This is a genomic window from Kineosporia sp. R_H_3, assembly GCF_002198675.1.
Lineage (GTDB): Bacteria > Actinomycetota > Actinomycetes > Actinomycetales > Kineosporiaceae > R-H-3.
Genome location: NZ_MWLL01000144.1, coordinates 1 through 16566, shown reverse-complemented (window position 1 = coordinate 16566; position 16566 = coordinate 1). Strand labels below are relative to the sequence as shown.

General features: G+C 75.3%; 16 protein-coding genes. 7 read left to right on the top strand and 9 right to left on the bottom strand.

Annotated elements, in window-relative coordinates; all coding sequences use genetic code 11:
• From ECOMGDLI_RS14615 to ECOMGDLI_RS14585, 7 genes are all read left to right on the top strand, one after another.
• Positions 1 to 1181, top strand: a 1181-nt coding sequence (locus tag ECOMGDLI_RS14615) for an extracellular solute-binding protein (RefSeq protein ID WP_088317559.1), incomplete at its 5' end; no start/stop codon positions are given.
• Between the two features lie 22 nt (positions 1182 to 1203).
• On the top strand, positions 1204 to 2376 hold the full coding sequence (locus ECOMGDLI_RS14610) for a carbohydrate ABC transporter permease (protein WP_088317558.1): 1173 nt from the start codon (positions 1204 to 1206) through the stop codon (positions 2374 to 2376).
• On the top strand, positions 2373 to 3263 hold the full coding sequence (locus tag ECOMGDLI_RS14605; protein ID WP_088317557.1) for a carbohydrate ABC transporter permease: 891 nt from the start codon (positions 2373 to 2375) through the stop codon (positions 3261 to 3263). Before ECOMGDLI_RS14610 ends, ECOMGDLI_RS14605 begins: the two co-directional genes overlap by 4 nt.
• Positions 3264 to 3270: 7 nt before the next feature.
• A complete protein-coding gene (locus ECOMGDLI_RS14600; RefSeq protein ID WP_088317556.1) occupies positions 3271 to 4077 on the top strand; it encodes a DUF427 domain-containing protein in 807 nt (268 codons plus the stop codon).
• Between the two features lie 68 nt (positions 4078 to 4145).
• A complete protein-coding gene (locus ECOMGDLI_RS14595; RefSeq protein WP_088317555.1) occupies positions 4146 to 5165 on the top strand; it encodes a hypothetical protein in 1020 nt (339 codons plus the stop codon).
• Positions 5166 to 5286: 121 nt separating this feature from the next.
• Complete coding sequence (locus tag ECOMGDLI_RS14590) at positions 5287 to 5931, top strand: RNA polymerase sigma factor (protein ID WP_088317560.1); 645 nt, start codon at positions 5287 to 5289, stop codon at positions 5929 to 5931.
• Positions 5928 to 6209 carry an anti-sigma factor gene (locus ECOMGDLI_RS14585; RefSeq protein WP_088317554.1) on the top strand — a complete coding sequence of 94 codons (282 nt, stop codon included), beginning with the start codon at positions 5928 to 5930 and terminating at the stop codon, positions 6207 to 6209. Before ECOMGDLI_RS14590 ends, ECOMGDLI_RS14585 begins: the two co-directional genes overlap by 4 nt.
• A 45-nt stretch (positions 6210 to 6254) precedes the next feature.
• Here the strand turns inward: ECOMGDLI_RS14585 and ECOMGDLI_RS14580 are convergent, their stop codons facing one another.
• The 9 genes from ECOMGDLI_RS14580 to ECOMGDLI_RS14540 all read right to left on the bottom strand — a co-directional run bounded on the left by ECOMGDLI_RS14580 (position 6255) and on the right by ECOMGDLI_RS14540 (position 16494).
• Complete coding sequence (locus tag ECOMGDLI_RS14580) at positions 6255 to 7337, bottom strand: NADH:flavin oxidoreductase/NADH oxidase (protein ID WP_088317553.1); 1083 nt, start codon at positions 7335 to 7337, stop codon at positions 6255 to 6257.
• Positions 7338 to 7400: 63 nt separating this feature from the next.
• Positions 7401 to 7823 (bottom strand): hypothetical protein, encoded by a 423-nt coding sequence (locus tag ECOMGDLI_RS14575; RefSeq protein WP_143447715.1) that lies wholly within the window; start codon positions 7821 to 7823, stop codon positions 7401 to 7403.
• An 86-nt stretch (positions 7824 to 7909) separates the two neighbouring features.
• Positions 7910 to 8773, bottom strand: a complete 864-nt coding sequence (gene htpX, locus ECOMGDLI_RS14570) for a zinc metalloprotease HtpX (protein ID WP_088317551.1) — start codon at positions 8771 to 8773, stop codon at positions 7910 to 7912.
• Between the two features lie 142 nt (positions 8774 to 8915).
• Positions 8916 to 10469: an NADH-quinone oxidoreductase subunit N gene (locus ECOMGDLI_RS14565; protein WP_088317550.1), complete on the bottom strand. Its 1554-nt coding sequence runs from the start codon at positions 10467 to 10469 to the stop codon at positions 8916 to 8918.
• Positions 10466 to 12079 carry a NuoM family protein gene (locus ECOMGDLI_RS14560; protein WP_088317549.1) on the bottom strand — a complete coding sequence of 538 codons (1614 nt, stop codon included), beginning with the start codon at positions 12077 to 12079 and terminating at the stop codon, positions 10466 to 10468. Before ECOMGDLI_RS14560 ends, ECOMGDLI_RS14565 begins: the two co-directional genes overlap by 4 nt.
• Positions 12076 to 14082, bottom strand: coding sequence for an NADH-quinone oxidoreductase subunit L (locus tag ECOMGDLI_RS14555; RefSeq protein ID WP_088317548.1), 2007 nt, complete (start codon positions 14080 to 14082; stop codon positions 12076 to 12078). The genes ECOMGDLI_RS14560 and ECOMGDLI_RS14555 overlap by 4 nt, the downstream gene beginning before the upstream one ends.
• A gap of 56 nt (positions 14083 to 14138) precedes the next feature.
• Positions 14139 to 14609: NADH-quinone oxidoreductase subunit K (locus ECOMGDLI_RS14550; RefSeq protein WP_143447716.1), on the bottom strand; the 471-nt coding region annotated here is incomplete at its 3' end.
• Complete coding sequence (locus tag ECOMGDLI_RS14545) at positions 14606 to 15982, bottom strand: alpha/beta fold hydrolase (protein WP_088317546.1); 1377 nt, start codon at positions 15980 to 15982, stop codon at positions 14606 to 14608. The genes ECOMGDLI_RS14545 and ECOMGDLI_RS14550, both read right to left, overlap by 4 nt.
• Entirely contained in the window at positions 15979 to 16494 is a 516-nt protein-coding gene (locus tag ECOMGDLI_RS14540) for an NADH-quinone oxidoreductase subunit J (protein ID WP_088285651.1), read from the bottom strand. The genes ECOMGDLI_RS14545 and ECOMGDLI_RS14540 overlap by 4 nt, the downstream gene beginning before the upstream one ends.
• Positions 16495 to 16566 lie beyond the last annotated feature (72 nt).

Sequence of the window (16566 nt, the reverse complement as noted above, 5' to 3'; positions counted from 1 at the left end):
GCGGCGGGAGCGGCTTCGACTCCGGCGGCAGCAGCGCGACCCAGGCGTCGTCCGGCCCCGCGTCGATCAAGGTGCTCATCGCCTCCAGCGGCGACGCAGAGACCAAGGCCGTCAACGACGCCGCGGCGGCGTGGGCCACGGCCTCCGGCAACAAGGCCGAGGTCGTCCAGGCCCAGGACATCGCCCAGCAGCTCGGGCAGGGCTTCGCGTCCGGCAACCCGCCGGACGTCTTCTACATGGACGCCGGCCGGTTCGCGACGTACGCGAGCGCGGGCAGCCTCGAGGCCTACGGCGACGCCTTCCCCGAGAAGGACGACTTCTACCCGAACCTGCGCGAGGCGTTCACCCAGGACGGCAAGCTCTACTGCATCCCCAAGGACTTCTCGACGCTCGCGCTCGAGATCAACACCGCGGCGTGGTCGAAGGCGGGCCTCACCGACGCCGACGTCCCGAAGACCTGGGAGGAGCTCGCGACCGTCGCGAAGAAGCTCACCACCGGCGACCAGGTCGGGCTCGCGCTCGGCGACACCCGTGACCGGATCGGCGCCTTCATGGTCCAGGCCGGCGGCTGGGTGACGAGCAAGGACGGCACCCAGGTCACCGCGGACAGCCCGGAGAACCTGCAGGCGCTCGACTACGTGAAGTCGCTGCTCGCCAGCGGGGTGGCGAAGTACCCCAAGCAGCTCGACTCCGGGTGGTCCGGCGAGGCCTTCGGCAAGCAGAAGGCCGCGATGACCATCGAGGGTAACTGGATCTCGGGAGCGATGAAGAACGACTTCCCGGACGTGAAGTACACGGTCGCCCCGCTGCCCGCCGGCCCGAAGGGTCAGGGCACCCTCGCGTTCACGCAGTGCTGGGGGGTCGCGGCGAAGAGCGCGAACAAGGCCGCAGCCGTCGACTTCGTCAAGGCCATGACGACGAAGGACGCCCAGCTCGGCTTCGCGAAGGCGTTCGGCGTCATGCCGTCGCGGCAGTCGGCGCAGGCCGACTACGTCGCGCAGTTCCCGCAGGACAAGGCGTTCATCGAGGGTGCCGCCTACGCGCAGGGCCCGGTCAAGGTCGCGAAGATCGACCAGGTGCTCGCCGACTTCGACACCGGCCTGCAGGGCCTGCCGAAGGCCGACACGAAGCAGATCCTCGCGCGGCTGCAGACGAACGCGTCCGCGGTCGTCGGCAAGTGACGGTGCGGCCGTGAGCGCGGGCATGACCGCGGGCGTCGGCGCACCCGCTGTCGCTGCTCCCCCGTCCGCGCCCTCCCAGGGGCGCGGGCGGGGGCCGGGCGGCGGCATCCGCGGCCGCGAGGGCCTCGCCGGCTGGCTGTTCGTCGCACCGGTCCTGCTCGTCCTCGGGCTCTTCCTCGTCGTGCCGATCGCGATGGCGCTGTGGGTGAGCCTGTCCGACTGGCAGGGCCAGGGCAGCCCGTTCGGCAACGGCGTGGGGTTCGTCGGCGGCGGCAACTACTCCGAGCTCCTCACGACCCCCGGGCTCGCGCAGACCGACTTCATGACGAGCCTGCGCAACAACGCCTACTACGTGCTCTTCGTCGTGCCGCTGCAGACGGTGCTCGCCCTCGGGCTCGCGCTCGTGCTCAACGGCAAACGCCTCAAGGGCAAGGGCTTCTTCAGGACCGCGTACTACTTCCCGTCGGTGACGAGCTCGGTCGCGGTCTCCGTCGTGTTCCTCTTCGTCTTCTCGTCCAGCGGCGTCGTCAACTCGCTGCTCGCGAAGATCGGCGTCGACGGGCCGTCGTGGTTCGCCGACCCGCGCGGCGTCGTCCACCTGGTCCTCGGCGGGCTCGGGGTCGACACCGACGCACCGCCCGCGGCCCTCGCGGGCCGCTCCGTGGGCGGGCTCACGCTGTGGGACTGGCTCGCGGGCCCGAGCGTCGCGATGTGCGCGATCATCGCGCTCGTCGTCTGGACGACGGCCGGCACGTTCATGCTCATGTTCCTCGCGGCGCTGCAGGACATCCCCGTCGAGGTCGAGGAGGCCGCGGAGATCGACGGGGCGGGCCGGTGGCAGCGGTTCCGGTACGTGACCCTGCCGATGCTGCGGCCCACGCTGTTCCTCGTGCTGACCCTGGGCCTCATCGGCACCTGGCAGGTGTTCGACCAGATCTACGTCATGAGCCAGGGCGCGCCGGGCAAGACGACGCTCACCCCGGCGTACCTGTCGTACCAGTCATCGTTCAACAACAACGAGTGGGGCCAGGGCAGCGCCATCGCGTTCATCCTCTTCGCGATCATCGTCGCCCTCACCCTCGTGCAGCGGTTCGTGCTGCGCGACAAGGACGACGGCCGCGAGCGCGCCGCGGTGCGGCGCGCGGCGAAGGCCGCACGCTCCGGTGCCGGCCCGACGGCGGAGGTGTCCCGATGACCACGACCACCACGGGTGCCCGGCCTGCACCCGTCTCGGCCCCGGCAGGACCGGGCCGCCGCCGCGGCGGCCTCGGACGGGTGGCGGGCTACACCGTTCTCGTCGTCTTCGCGCTCGTCTACATCTACCCGTTCCTCATCCAGCTCGCGACGAGCTTCAAGACCGAGGCCGACTCCACCGCGCACCCGCTCGCGCTCTGGCCGGACCCGGTGACGTCGGCCGCGTTCGGCCGGCTCGCCGAGGCGGACTACCCGCGCTGGTTCCTCAACTCGTTCGTCGTCGCGCTCGTCGTCACGGCCGGCCGGGTCTTCTTCGACTCCCTCGCCGGCTACGCGCTGGCCCGGCTGCGGTTCCGCGGGCGCGGGGCGCTGTTCGCCGCCGTCATCGCGGTCATGGCGGTGCCCGGCGTCGTCCTGCTCATCCCGAAGTTCCTCGTGCTCAACCAGTTCGGCATGTACGACTCGTACTCCGGGATGATCGTGCCGCTGCTCGCCGACGCGGCAGGCGTGTTCATCATGAAGCAGTTCTTCGAGTCGGTGCCGGTGAGCGTCGAGGAGGCCGCGCGCATCGACGGCGCGGGCCCGTTCCGGATCTTCTGGTCGGTCGTCCTCCCGATGGCCCGCCCGGCGCTCATCACGCTGACGATCCTGTCGTTCCAGGGCTCCTGGAACGAGCTGCCGCACTTCATCGTGTCCCGGCAGAGCCCCGAGCTGAACACCCTGACGACCGGCGTCGCCTCGCTCGTCTCCGGGCAGCTCGGCTCCGGAAACCAGTACCCGCTCAAGCTCGCGGCGGCCCTGCTCATGACGGTCCCGGTGGCCCTGGTGTTCTTCGCCTTCCAGCGGCACTTCGTGCGGGGCGGCACCGAGGGCGCCGTCAAGGGATGATGGCCGTATGGCGACGACGCTCTCCACGCTGCTGCACGGCACCCTCGGCGACCTGAGGGTCGAGCCGACCCGCAAGCGGGTGCGCGCCTACCTCGGCGACACTCTCGTCGCGGACTCCCGGGACGCCGTCCTCGTCTGGGAGCCGCGGCGGGTCGTCCCCGGGTACGCGGTGCCCCGGGCCGACGTCGTGGCGGACCTCGTTGAGGCGGCCGGTCCGGCGCCCGAGGCACCCGCGGGCGCGGGTCCGGTCTTCCCGGACGTGCCGTTCGCGGTGCACACGACGGCCGGCGCGGCGTACGACGTCCGGACGGCGGACGGCACGGCCCCCGCCGCGGCGTTCGCCTACGCCGACCCCGACCTCGGCGGCCGGGTCGGCCTCGACGGCGAGGCGCTGCGCTGGTTCGAGGAGGACGACGAGATCGGCGGCCACCCGCGCGACCCGTTCCACCGGGTCGACGTGCGGCACGGCAAGGCCGAGGTCCGGGTCGAGGTGGACGGCGTCCTCGTCGCGCGCTCGACGCGGCCGCTCGTCGTCTTCGAGACCGGGCTGCCGCCGCGGTACTACCTGCCACGCGAGGACGTCCTCGTGGACCTCGAGGCGACCGCGACGACGTCCGCCTGCGCGTACAAGGGCCAGGCGTCGTACTGGGCCGTGACGACCGGGGGCACCGCGCGCGAGGACGTCGCGTGGAGCTACGAGGAGCCGCTGCCGGACGCCGCCGAGCTCGCCGGAGCGGTCGCCTTCTACCCCGACCGCGCCGTCGTCACCGTCGACGAGGCAGCCGCCGGGCGATCCGCGGGCCCGCCGGCGTAACGCGGGGGACGTCGCGTCGCACCCACCGGTGAACGCCCGCGACCGCGGGCCGCACCGAGGAGCCACGGATGTCCCCCGCTGCCCGTCCACGCCTGCGAGCGGTCGCCCTGACCGCCGCTCTCGCCCTGACCGCCACCGGCCTCACGGCCACCGTGCTGGCCGGCCCCGCCGCGGCGGCCGGTCGCACGGTCTTCGTCCCCGGCGTCACCGTGAATGCCGACCGCACGGCGACGTTCCCGCTGCGCACCGGTCGCTACGCCGACGGCCGCACGGTCGACTACGTCGTCATCGAGGCGTCGACGTCGTCGGCCGCCGCGAGGTACGGGGTCGGCGTCGTCAACAAGCTCGCGAACACCGGCCGCGCCGCGAGCCAGGCCGTGACGCTCGACAGGGGCACGATCGTCTTCTCCGGCACCGTCGACTTCTCCCCCGTGCACGCCGTCGCCGGCACGCCCGGCACCGGCTGGCCGCCCGTCGTCGCCACCCCCGGCTCGCGCGGCGACGCCGGCTACTCGCCGATCGTCCGGCTGCCGGACGGGTCCTACCTCAACGCGCCGCAGATCGGCAACGGCACCGGCCTGCACGACAAGGTCGTGCGGATCGACCGGGCGAAGAAGACCGTCACCCTCGCGCTCACCGACGGGTTCGCCCGCGGCGACGCCGTCGTCTACCTGTCGACGGACGCCACCGCCGAGGGCCCGGCCGCGCTCGAGGGCTCGACGTACGCGCCCCGGCTCAACGCCGCGCCGTCCCCCGGCGACGACAGCACGGCGTCCGCCCGGGCCTCGCTCGCGGCGTTCGTCAACGGCCCGACGGGCAGCCCGGCGACCCGGCAGGGCATCAACAGCGCCCTGCTCGGCCAGGGCGACCCGCTCAACGTGCTCGCGTGGACGCCGAACCAGGGGCGGTACTCGCCGCTGTGGGACGTGCACCTCACCGAGTGGGCCGCGGGCACCACGCCGGAGCGCGTCACCCGCTTCGCGGACGTCGAGGACCTCGCCGCCGACCACGCCGTCTCCGCACCCGGCGGCGGCGCCTGGGGCCCGAGCGACGTGGTCGTCAACTGCCCGATCATCGCGACCGCCTGACGGGACGACCGGACGACCGGACCCGACCCGACCCGACCCGTAAGAACCTCGTAACCGCCCGGGGCGAGATCAACTCTCGCCCCGGGCACTCCGGGAGGACCACAATGCGCACGTGGTCGACATGGTCATGGCCGGCGACGCCGCCGTCGTCGAGGCGCTGCGCCGCGGCGACGAGCAGGCGTTCGCCGAGGTCGTCGAACGGTTCCACCCGATGCTGCGCCGGATCGCCCGCGGGTACGTGCGCACCGACGAGGCGGTCGGGGACGTCGTCCAGGAGACCTGGATCGCCGTCCTGCGCGGCATCGACCGGTTCGAGGGCCGGTCGTCGCTGCGGACCTGGGTCGTCTCGATCCTCGTCAACGTCGCCCGGAGCCTCGCGGTGAAGGAGGCGCGGACGGTGCCGTTCACGTCCCTCGGCCCCGCGGACGACGGCGTCGCCGGCTTCGGCCCCGAACGCTTCCAGGGCCCGGACGGCGAGTACCCCGGCCACTGGACGACGCCGCCGACCCCGTGGACCGAGGACCCCGAGGCCTCCGCGCTCGCGGGCGAGACCCGCGCCGTCGTCGCGCAGGCCGTCGCTGCGCTCCCGGAGAGCCAGCGCGCGGTCATCACGCTGCGGGACGTCGACGGCTGGACCGGCCCGGAGGTCGCCGCGGCGCTCGGCATCTCGGAGGGCAACCAGCGCGTGCTCCTGCATCGCGCGCGTGCGAAGGTTCGTCTGGCGCTCGACGCGCATCTGACGGCCGGTGAAGGGAGGGCGTCGTGACGCAGGACGTCCCCGAGGACGACGACCTGACCTGCACGCAGGTCGTCATGCTCATCACGGACTACCTCGACGACGCGCTCCCGACCACCGAGCGGGCCCTGCTCGACGAGCACCTGGCCGACTGCGACGGCTGCAGCGCGGTCCTCGAGCAGTTCCGCACCACGGTCGCGGTCACCGGCACCCTCGCGCAGGACGACGTCGACCGGCTCGACGACACGACCCGCGAGGAGCTGCTCGGGGTCTTCCGGCGCTGGTCCGCCGACCGGCCGCCGGCCTGAGCCCGCTCCCGGCCGACCGCCGACCGCCGACGGCCGACCCCCGGCTCAGCGCCAGGCGCCGCGCAGGTACTGGTCCGGCCACGGCGTCGCCGTCGCCGGGTGCCGGTCCCCGTCGAGCACGTGCTGCGCGCGGAGCGGCCACGCCGGGTCCCGGATCACCGCCCGGGCGAGCAGGACGGCGTCCGCCGAGCCCTCGACGAGCACCTGCTCGGCCTGCGCCGGCTCGGTGATGAGCCCGACCGCCGCGGTCGGCAGCCCGCTGCCCGCCCGGACGGCCCGCGCGAGCGGCACCTGGTAGCCCGGCCCGGCGGCGATCCGCTGCTGCGGCGAGACCCCGCCGCTGGAGACGTCGACGAGGTCGACCCCGCGTCCGGCGAGCCACCGGGACACCTCGACGGTCTCCTCGATCGTCCAGCCGCCCTCGACCCAGTCGGTCGCGGAGAACCGGACGAACAGCGGCTTGCGGTCCGGCCAGACCGCGCGGACGCCGTCCACGACCTCGAGCAGGAACCGGGCGCGGCCCTCGAGGCCGCCGCCGTAGCCGTCGGCCCGCTCGTTCGCGAGCGGGGACAGGAACTCGTGGACGAGGTACCCGTGCGCGGCGTGCACCTCGGCGACCTCGAAGCCCGCGGCGTCGGCGCGGACCGCGGCGGCGGCGAACGCGCCCACGAGACCGGCGATGTCGGCGGTCGAGAGCTCCTTGGGCGTCGGCCCGTCGCCGTGCGCCAGCGCGGACGGCGCGACCGGCTGCCAGCCGCCGTCCGGCTCCTCGACCCAGCCGTCGCCGTCCCACGGCCGCTGCGAGGACGCCTTGCGGCCGGCGTGCCCGAGCTGGATCCCGGGGACGGCGCCCTGGCCCGCGACGAACGCGGTGATCCGCTCGTACGCCTGCGCCTGCTCGTCGCTCCAGATCCCGGCGTCCGCGGGGCTGATCCGGCCCTCGGGCGTCACCGCCGTCGCCTCGGTGAGGACGAGCCCGGCACCGCCCGCCGCCCGCGCGCCGAGGTGCACGAGGTGCCAGTCCGTCGGGAAGCCGTCGACCGAGGAGTACTGGCACATCGGGGCCACCCAGGCCCGGTTGCGGAACGTCGTCCCGCGCAGCGTGAGAGGCGTGAACAGTCGGCTCATACCGACAGCCAACCGGACGGCGTCCCCTCCGCTTCCACGGGGAGGCACCGGACGCGTCACACCTCAGCGGCGGAAGAACACCGGCACGACGAAGTTGCCGACGATGCCGACGAGCAGCAGCGTGTAGAAGACCGCGGTGACGGCCGTGACGGGCAGGCCGAGCGCCGAGATCCACGGCTTCAGCCCCTGCGGCTTCCAGATGGCCTCCTCGGGGCGCGGCACCGTGCCCCGGTTGAGGAAGAACCCGACGATGCCGATGCCGGCCAGGCCGACGGAGATGCCGAGCAGGTAGGCCGGGCCGGCCACGCCCGTGAGGAGGAACTCCATCGCCCCGGCCGCGAAGCCGCCCGCGAAGAGGAGCAGCCCGCCGAGCACCCCCCGGGCCCGGCCCTTCTCGAGCGGGACCGGCGCCACCGGCGCGCCCCGGCCGGCGCCCGGCCGGGTCGGGCGGGCGTTGGGTCGGTCGGGGCGTCCGGGTCGGCTCACGGTCCGAAACTACCTGTTCCTCGCGCTCGGGGACGGGTCTGTCGTGATCGGGCGGTGCAGCGTCACCGGCCGGTGCGGCGGGCGCCTCAGCGCCGGTAGCCGGCCATCGCCTCGAGCCGGGCGATCCGCTCCGGCATCGGCGGGTGGGTCGAGAAGACCCGCGAGACGCCGCCCGCGCGGAACGGGTTGGCGATCATCATGTGGCTCGCGTTGACGAGGTCGCGCTCGGGCGGCAGCGGCAGCCGGTTCGTGCCGGACTCGAGCTTGCGCAGCGCGCTCGCGAGGGCGAGCGGGTCGCCGGTGAGCCGCGCGCCGTCCTCGTCGGCGTCGTACTCGCGGGTGCGGCTGATCGCCATCTGGACGACGCCGGCCGCGAGCGGGCCGAGGATCATGAGGCCGATGAGCACGACCGGGTTCGGCCGGTCCTCGTCGTCGCTGCCGCCGCCGAAGAACATCCCGAACTGGGCGATGAAGGTGATCGCGCTCGCGACCGCCCCGGCGACGGACGCCGTGAGGATGTCGCGGTTGTAGACGTGCATGAGCTCGTGCCCGAGCACGCCCCGCAGCTCGCGCTCGTCGAGGATCTGGAGGATCCCCTCGGTGCAGCAGACGGCGGCGTTGCGCGGGTTGCGGCCCGTCGCGAACGCGTTCGGCGCGTTCGTCGGGGAGACGTAGAGCCGCGGCATCGGCTGCCGCGCGGCCGTGGAGAGCTCCCGGACGATCCGGTACATCGCCGGCTGCTCGGCCTCGCTCACCGGCCGCGCCCGCATCGCCCGCAGCGCGAGCTTGTCGGAGTTCCAGTACCCGTAGGCGTTCATGGCCAGGGCCGCGAACAGCCCGATGAACAGACCCGTCCGGCCCAGCAGCAGGTTGCCGACGACGAGGAGAAGTGCCGACAGCCCGCCGAGCAGGACAGCGGTCTTGAGACCGTTGAAGTGGCGGTGGCCCATCGCGGTTCCGTGCTCCTTCCGTGGTGCCGACGTCCGGCATCCACACGTGTCAACGCGGGCCCCGGGGGCGTCGTTCCCGGCCCAGCAGGCTCCCAGCGGACTCCCAGGCACGGCCGGTGGCGCGGCGGCGGACCGGCCCGGCTCAGCGAAGGGCGGTCGGGACCAGCCCGGCGACGACCTGCGGCAGGACCGAGAACGCGACGCACAGCGCGAGGGACACGCCGAGCGCGATCCCCTCGGCCGGCCTGACCCGCCACGTCGGCGGGACCGCGGTCGGGCGGACGACGAGCAGCGCCGTCCAGCGCAGGTAGTACGCGACGCCGAGGGCGACGTTGGCCGCCGCGACGACCGCGAGCCACCAGACGCCGGCGTCGACGAGCGGGCGGACGGCGACGACCTTGGCGACGAGCCCGACGAGACCGGGCGGCAGGCCCGCGAGGCAGAGCAGGGCGAACCCGAGGGCGGCGGCGGCGACCGGCTCCCGTCGGGCCAGGCCGCGGTAGGCCTCGAGCGTGTGGTCCTCGCCCGCGGGGTGGTGCCGGGCGAGCAGGACGACGACGCTGAAGGCGAGCAGGCTCGCGACGCCGTAGGCGACGAGGTACCCGACGGAGGCCGCGACCGCCTGCCGGGCGTCGCCGGGGGTGCCCGACGCGACCGCCCCGAGCGGCAGCACGACCCAGCCGGCCTGGGCGACGGTCGACCACGCGAGCAGCCGGACGGCGACCGTCTGGCGCAGCGCGACGAGGTTGCCGACGGTGAGGGTCAGGGCGGCGAGGACGGCGACCGCGGGCGACCAGGCGTCCCCGAGGGCGGGCAGCCCGACCCCGAGCAGGACGACGACGGCGGCGAGGCCCGCGGCCTTGGAGACGACGGAGAGGAACGCCGCGACCGGCAGCGGGGCGCCGGCGTAGGTGTCCGGCGTCCAGAGGTGGAACGGGACGACGGAGAGCTTGAAGGCGATGCCGGCGACGGCGAGCAGGGTGCCCGCGACCGCGACGACCCGCACCGAGTCGGGCAGGGTCGGGTCGCCGACTGCGGCCGCGATCCGGTCCAGGTGCAGCGACCCGGTCGCGAGCAGGAGCATCGCGACACCGACGAGGAGCAGCCCGAGCGAGGCGACCGCGGTGAGCAGCAGCGTCACCGCGCCCTGCGCCCCCTGGGCGTCGCGGCGCAGCGCGACGAGGCCGATGACGGGCAGCGACGCCGTCTCGAACGCGACGACGAGGGTCGCCAGGTCGCGCGAGCCGGCGAGCACGAGGGCGCCGGTCACGGTGGCGAGGAGCAGCAGGTGGTGCACCGACCGGTCGCGCGCGCCCGGCCCGTCGACGGCGAGCAGCAGGCACACGATCGCCCCGACGACGACGACGGCCTGCAGCGTCAGGGTGAGCGGCGAGACGACGAACGAGCACGTCGGCAGGGTGTACTCGCCCTGGCCGGCCACGCAGACCGTCGAGCGAACGGCGGCCCCGGCGACCGGGCCGAGGTCGCGCCCGGTGGCGGCGACGCCGAGGACGGCGACGAACACCCCGGAGACCACGAGCCCGGCGAGCGCGACGGCGTCGTGCACCCGGCGCAGCCGGGCGGCGGCCGGGGCGACCGCGTCGACGAGCACGAGGACGAGGATCGTCCCGAGCGTGGCGATCGCGGGCGCGAGCGCGAGCGGGTCGACGGCCTGGACCCCGGTGATGGCGCTCACGAGCCCACCCCCGCGAGGAGCACCCGGACGATCGGTGCCGTGACGTCGAGGAGCAGCCAGGGCAGCAGCCCGAGGACGACGGTCGCGACGACGAGCGGCGCGGCGACGGCGACCTCGTGGGTCGTCGCGTCGCCGACGGTGACCGGCGCGAAGAGCGCGGCCGGCCCGGCCGCCCCGGCGCTGCGGCCGTTCGGCCCGTGCCAGACGAGGAAGAGCACGCGGAGCAGGTACGCGGCGGCGAGCGCCGTGCCGACCGCGGCGAGGACGGCGAGCGGCCGGGCGAGCGGACCGAGCGCGCCCTCGCCGTTCCAGGCACCGACGATCGCGAGCAGCTCGCCCCAGAACCCGGCGAGCCCGGGCAGCCCGAGCCCGGCGACGGCACCGAAGGCGAGCAGCCAGCCGAGCCGGGGCAGCCGGTCGCGCAGGCCGCTGCCGAGACCCTCGAGGTCCGCGGTGTGGCGGCGGTCCTTGAGGCCGCCGACGACGAGGAAGAGCAGGCCCGTGATGAGGCCGTGGGCGACGTTCGCGAAGAGCGCGCCCTGCAGACCCTGCGGTGTCATCGAGGCCACCCCGAGGAGCACGAAGCCCATGTGCGCCACCGAGGAGAAGGCGACGAGGCGCTTGAGGTCGCGTTCGACGAGACAGGCGAGGCCGCCCCAGAGGATGCCCGCGACCCCGAGGGCGCCGAGGAACGGCGCGATGGCGCGGACGCCGTCCGGCACGACGGGGACCGCGACCCGGACCAGGCCGTACGTGCCCATCTTGAGCAGGACGCCCGCGAGCAGCACCGAGCCCGCGGTCGGGGCGATCGTGTGCGCCGGCGGCAGCCAGGTGTGGAGCGGGAACATCGGCGCCTTGACGGCGAGCCCGAGCACGATGAGCGTCGCGGCGATCGTCTGCGTCGTCGTCGACATCCCGGCGCCGCCGGCGTAGGCGAGCGCCGCGAGGTCCGTCGTCCCGGCGCGCAGGGCGACGAGCACGAGCCCGAGCAGCATGACCGCCGACCCGAGCGCGGTGTAGAGGACGAACCGGTTCGCGGCGTCCCGGCGGGCGCTCTCGCCGCCCGCCAGGGGCGTCGACGGCTCGCCGACCCGCGGCGCCTGGGTGTCGTCGCCCCACAGCGCGACGACGAACCACATCGGCACGAGCACGACCTCGAAGGCGACGAAGAACAGCAGGAGGTCCTGCGCGGTGAACGTCGCGAGCGCCCCGGACTCGACGGTGAGGATGCACGCGACGAGCCCGCGGACCCGGCCCGCGACCGGCCGGACCCGCACGAGGTGCCAGCAGACGAGCAGCGTGAGCAGCGCCGTGAGGAGCACGAGCGGGGCGCCGAGGCCGTCGAGCCCGAGGTGGAAGCGGACGCCGAGCGCGGGGATCCACGCGACGTCGACCGACAGCCCGGTGCCGGGCCGGTCGTAGGGGGCGGCTCCGACGGCGGCGAGCGCCGCGACGAGCAGCGTGCCGGCCGCGACCGCGGTGCCGGTCTCGGCGGCGGTGCGGTCGCCGACCCGGTCGCCGACGGCGAGCAGCACGGCGGCCGCGAGGAGCGGGGCGCCGACGAGGACGACGAGCAGCCAGCCGCCCAGGGAGTCGAGGAACGTGCTCACGACAGCACCACCCCGACCGCGGCGAGGACGGCGGCGCCCGCGAGCACCCAGCTGAGGTAGCCGGTGACCAGGCCCGACTGGGCGCGGCGCAGGACCAACCCGGCCCAGCCGGCGCCGGTCGCCGTGCCGCGGACGTAGGCGTCGACGACGTCCCGGTCGCCGCGGCCGACGGCGCGGGCCAGCGCGCGGACCGGGCGGACGACGAGCAGGTCCTGGAGGGCGTCGATCCGGTAGCCGTCGCGCAGGGCGGCGCGGACGGCGCGCGGCAGGGCGTCGGCGACGTCCCGGGCGCCGAGCGCGGGCGCGGTGAGCGCCCAGCCGATGCCGGCGAGCGAGAGCAGGGTGCCGGTGAACGCCGTCCAGACCTCGACGTGGACCTCGCCGACGAGGGCGGGCGGCCGGACGAGGACGAGGCCGAGCAGCACCGTCGGCACCGCGAGCACCCACAGCGGCCAGACCATCGCGCGCGGCAGGGCGTGCGCGGCGGGTGCGTGGGAGTCCTCGGTGACCGCGGCGTCGGCGTCGACCGCCGCGTCGGCGACCGCGTCGGCGGGCGGCTCGCCCTCCTGCGCGGCGGGCACGAGCGCCGGGTCGGCGGCCGCGGCGCCGACGGCACCCGGCGCGGGCCGGACGTCGCCCGTCGCGACGATGGCGAACGCCCGTCCGGCGTAGACACCGGTGACGAGCGTCGTCACGAGCCCGCTCGCGAGCACCATCTGCGCGGGCCAGCCGACCCCGGACGACGCCGCGTGCTCGGCCGCGGTGAGCACGGCCTCCTTGGACCAGAAGCCGCCGAGCGGCGGGAGGCCCGCCAGGCCCGCGAGCCCGAGGCCGAGGAGCAGCGCGAGCGGGGCGTGGGTGCGGCGCAGGCCGCCCATGTCGGCGAGCAGCGTGGAGCCGACGACGTGCGTGACGCAGCCGGCGACGAGGAAGAGCAGGGCCTTGAACGCCGCGTGCGAGAGCAGGTGGAAGATCCCGGCCTGGGCGCCGGCGACGCCCTCGCCGTCGGTCGCGGCGGAGACGCTCACGCCCGCGAGCATGTAGGCGACCTGGCTGACCGTCGACCAGGCGAGCAGCCGCTTGAGGTCGTCCTGGGCGAGCGCCGCGAGCGCGGCACCGAGCATCGTGATCGACGCGACGACGGCGGCGACCGCGAGGCCGCCGTCCGAGGCGAGGAAGACCGGCAGCAGCCGGGCCACGAGGAAGACGCCCGCGGCGACCATCGTCGCGGCGTGGATGAGCGCCGAGACCGGGGTCGGGCCCTCCATCGCGTCGGGCAGCCAGGTGTGCAGCGGGAACTGGGCCGACTTGCCGGCGGCCGCGGCGAGCACCAGGAGGGCGACTGCGAGCCAGGTGCCGCGGGACAGCTGGACGGTGCCACTCGTCAGGGCCGAGATCGACGTCGTCCCGGCGGCGACGACGAGGACGACGACCGCGAGCAGCAGGCCGAGGTCGCCGACGCGCGTCACGAGGAACGCCTTGACCGCCGCCCGCCGGGCCGAGTCCCGCTCGCTGTGGTGGCCGACGAGCAGGTACGAGCACAGGCCCATGACCTCCCACCCGACGAGCAGGAGCACGAGGTCGTCGGCGTGGACGACGAGCATCATCGCCGCGGTGAACAGCGAGACGGTCGCGGCGTAGGCCGGGTAGCGGGTCGGGGCGTCCGGCGTCCCCGGGCCGTGCAGGTACGCCGTCGAGTAGACCTGCACGCAGAAGGCGACGAGCCCGACCGCGACGGCGACGAAGGCGCTGAGCTGGTCGGCCCGCAGGTCGAGGTGCAGCACGCCGACCCCGGTGTCGACGAGGCCGAGGAACGGGATCCGCTCCCGCGGCCCGTCGGTGAGCACGGCCCACAGCTCGAGGCAGGCCCCGGCCAAGGCGCCGAAGGCACCGGCGACGCCCAGGTAGCGGGTGTCCGCCCCCCAGCGGCGGCCCACGAGGAGACCGAGGACGGCCGCGAACGCCGGGATCGCGATCGTCAGGACGGCGGCGGAGGCGGTCACGCGTCACCCCCTGCGGACGGGGCGGCGGACGGCGGACCGTCCGCAGGGGGTGACGNGGGGACGGCGGGCGGCCCCGGAGCCGCCGGCGGGGCGGCCGCCACGACCCGGGGGAGGTCGACGCCCGGTGCGTCGGCCCCCGGCGTCTCGGTGTGCGTCGGCGAGGCCTCGCCGAGCTCGCGCACGGCGTCGAGGTCGCTCGTCGAGCGGGCCCGGAAGAGCAGCAGGATGACGGCGAGCGCGAGCCCGACCTCGGCCGCGGCGATCGTGATCGCGAAGACGGTCATGACCTGGCCGGGCAGCAGGGGGTCGGCGGGCAGCTCCGCGACCTGGCCGCCGTCCTGCGCCGTGAGCTGGGCCAGGCCGCCGGCCGGGAGCGCGTTCGCCGTGACGAGCAGGACACCGGCCGCGGCGAGCAGCAGCTCGGCGCCGATGAGCACGAGGACGGCGTTGCGGCGGGCGAGGAGGCCGTAGACCCCGGTCCCGGCGAGGGCCGCCGCGAGGACGACCGGACCGACGAGGTGGATCACCCGGCCACCGCCGCGGTCGCCGTCCGGACGGCGCCGAGTGCGACGTCGAGCAGCCCGAGGACGTCGTCCCCGGCCCGGCGCAGGCCGTCGTGGTGGTGGACCGCGTCCTCGACGACGCGGACGCCGCCGGTCGCGGCCGCGGTCGCGCGCGACAGGTCGGGGTCGACGTACATGTCCTGCGTGTAGAGGCACGCGGCCACGGGGACGGTGCTCCGGGCGAGCCGCGCCCGGTCGTAGAGCGGCCGGTCCCAGGTCGTCTCTGCGAGCAGGTGGGCGGCCTCGGCGAGCGGGGCCAGCGCCGGGTCCCGGGTCACGGTGTGCGGGTAGACCATCTCACCGGTGAGCGGCAGCCGCGCGACGCCGTCCTCGCCCGGCACGCCCTCGACCCCGATCCCGAGTTCGTCGCGCACCCGCTGCGCGGCCCAGCGGGTCTCGTCGCCGGTCTCGGCGTAGATCGCCTCGTGGACGAGGGCGTAGAGCGGGTTGCGGGCGTAGGAGACGATCCCGGCGACCCCGGCGAGGAAGGTGTCCGAGAGCCGCCCCGGCATCGCCCACGCGTCGTCCGCGAGGTGCGCGAGCAGGTCGATCCCGCCCGCCGAGCCGAGGACGGTGCCGATCTCCTGGAGCCGGCGCGCGGTGAGCCGCTCCCCCGTCGGCAGGTACTCGCCGTGCCGCACGAGGTGCGCGGCGACGTCCGCGAGGACCGCCCGCACGCGCGGGTGGGCGGCGTCCAGCGCGGCGATCCGGCGGTCGAGCGCGCGGTGGGTCGCCCGGTAGACGTCCTCGGCCGCGACGCCGACCGGCGGGATCCCGCCGGTGACGTAGCAGCCGGCGAGGCCTTCGGGGGCGAAGGAGAGGTAGGTCCACGTGCAGAAGCCGCCGTAGGACTGGCCGAGCGTCGTCCACGGGATGTCCCCGAGGAGCCGGCGGCGCAGCACCTCGGCGTCCGCGACGATCGCGTCCGCCCGGAAGTGCGCGAGCCGGTCCGCCTGCTCGCGCGGGGTGAGCCGGGCCAGGGTGCGCCGGTCCTGAGGGGTGGAGCGGCCGGTGCCGCGCTGGTCGAGCAGCACGACGCGATAGCGCTCGAGCGCCCAGGAGAGCCAGCCCGGCCCGTCGACGCCGGGCAGCGGCGAGCGGCCGCCGGGGCCGCCCTGGAGGAAGAGCAGGTACGGCAGGTCGGCGGCCGCCTTGTCGACGCGGCGCACCTCGCGGGCGTAGACGGCGATCCGGGGGCCGTCGGCCGTCGTGTGGTCGAGCGGGACGTCGACCCAGTGGTCGCCGGTGACGACGTGGCCGCCGGCCTCGGGCTCGCCGAAGACCCGGACGGTGCGCGGCTCGACCCCGGTCGGCGACGCGAAGGAGGCCGTCGTCACCGGTCCTCCTCCCCGCCGCCGCGGCTCACCGCGAGCGCCGCGACCAGCGCGGCGAGCAGCAGCACCGAGAGCAGCTCGAAGGGCAGCAGCCAGGCACCGAAGACGGCCTCGCCGAGCGGGCGGGCCTCGCCCCGGGCCCGGTCCGGGGTGACGGTGCGGTCCCCGACGGCGGCGAGCAGCGTGCCGCCGACGAGGGCCGCGACGGCGACGCCCGCCGCGAGGGCGCCGGCCCGGCGGCCGGGCGGGGCGTCGAGGTCGGTGCGGACGCCGATCGGGGCGCGGGTGAGCATGAGGGCGAAGAGCACGAGGACGACGACCGCGCCGACGTAGACGAGCAGCTGGACGAGCGCGACGACCTCCGCGCCGAGGGTGAGGTAGACCCCGGCGAGGGCGCCGAGCGCGACGACGAGCCACAGCGCCGCGTGGACGACCTGGCGGCTGGAGACGGCGAGGATCCCCGCGGAGACCGTCAGCGCGCCGAACCCGATGAAGAGCACCTCGACACCGCTCACGAACCGGTCTCCCCCGGTGCGGGGCGCGGGCCCGGGTCGACGGCGGTCGGCTCGATGACCTCGACGGCGGGG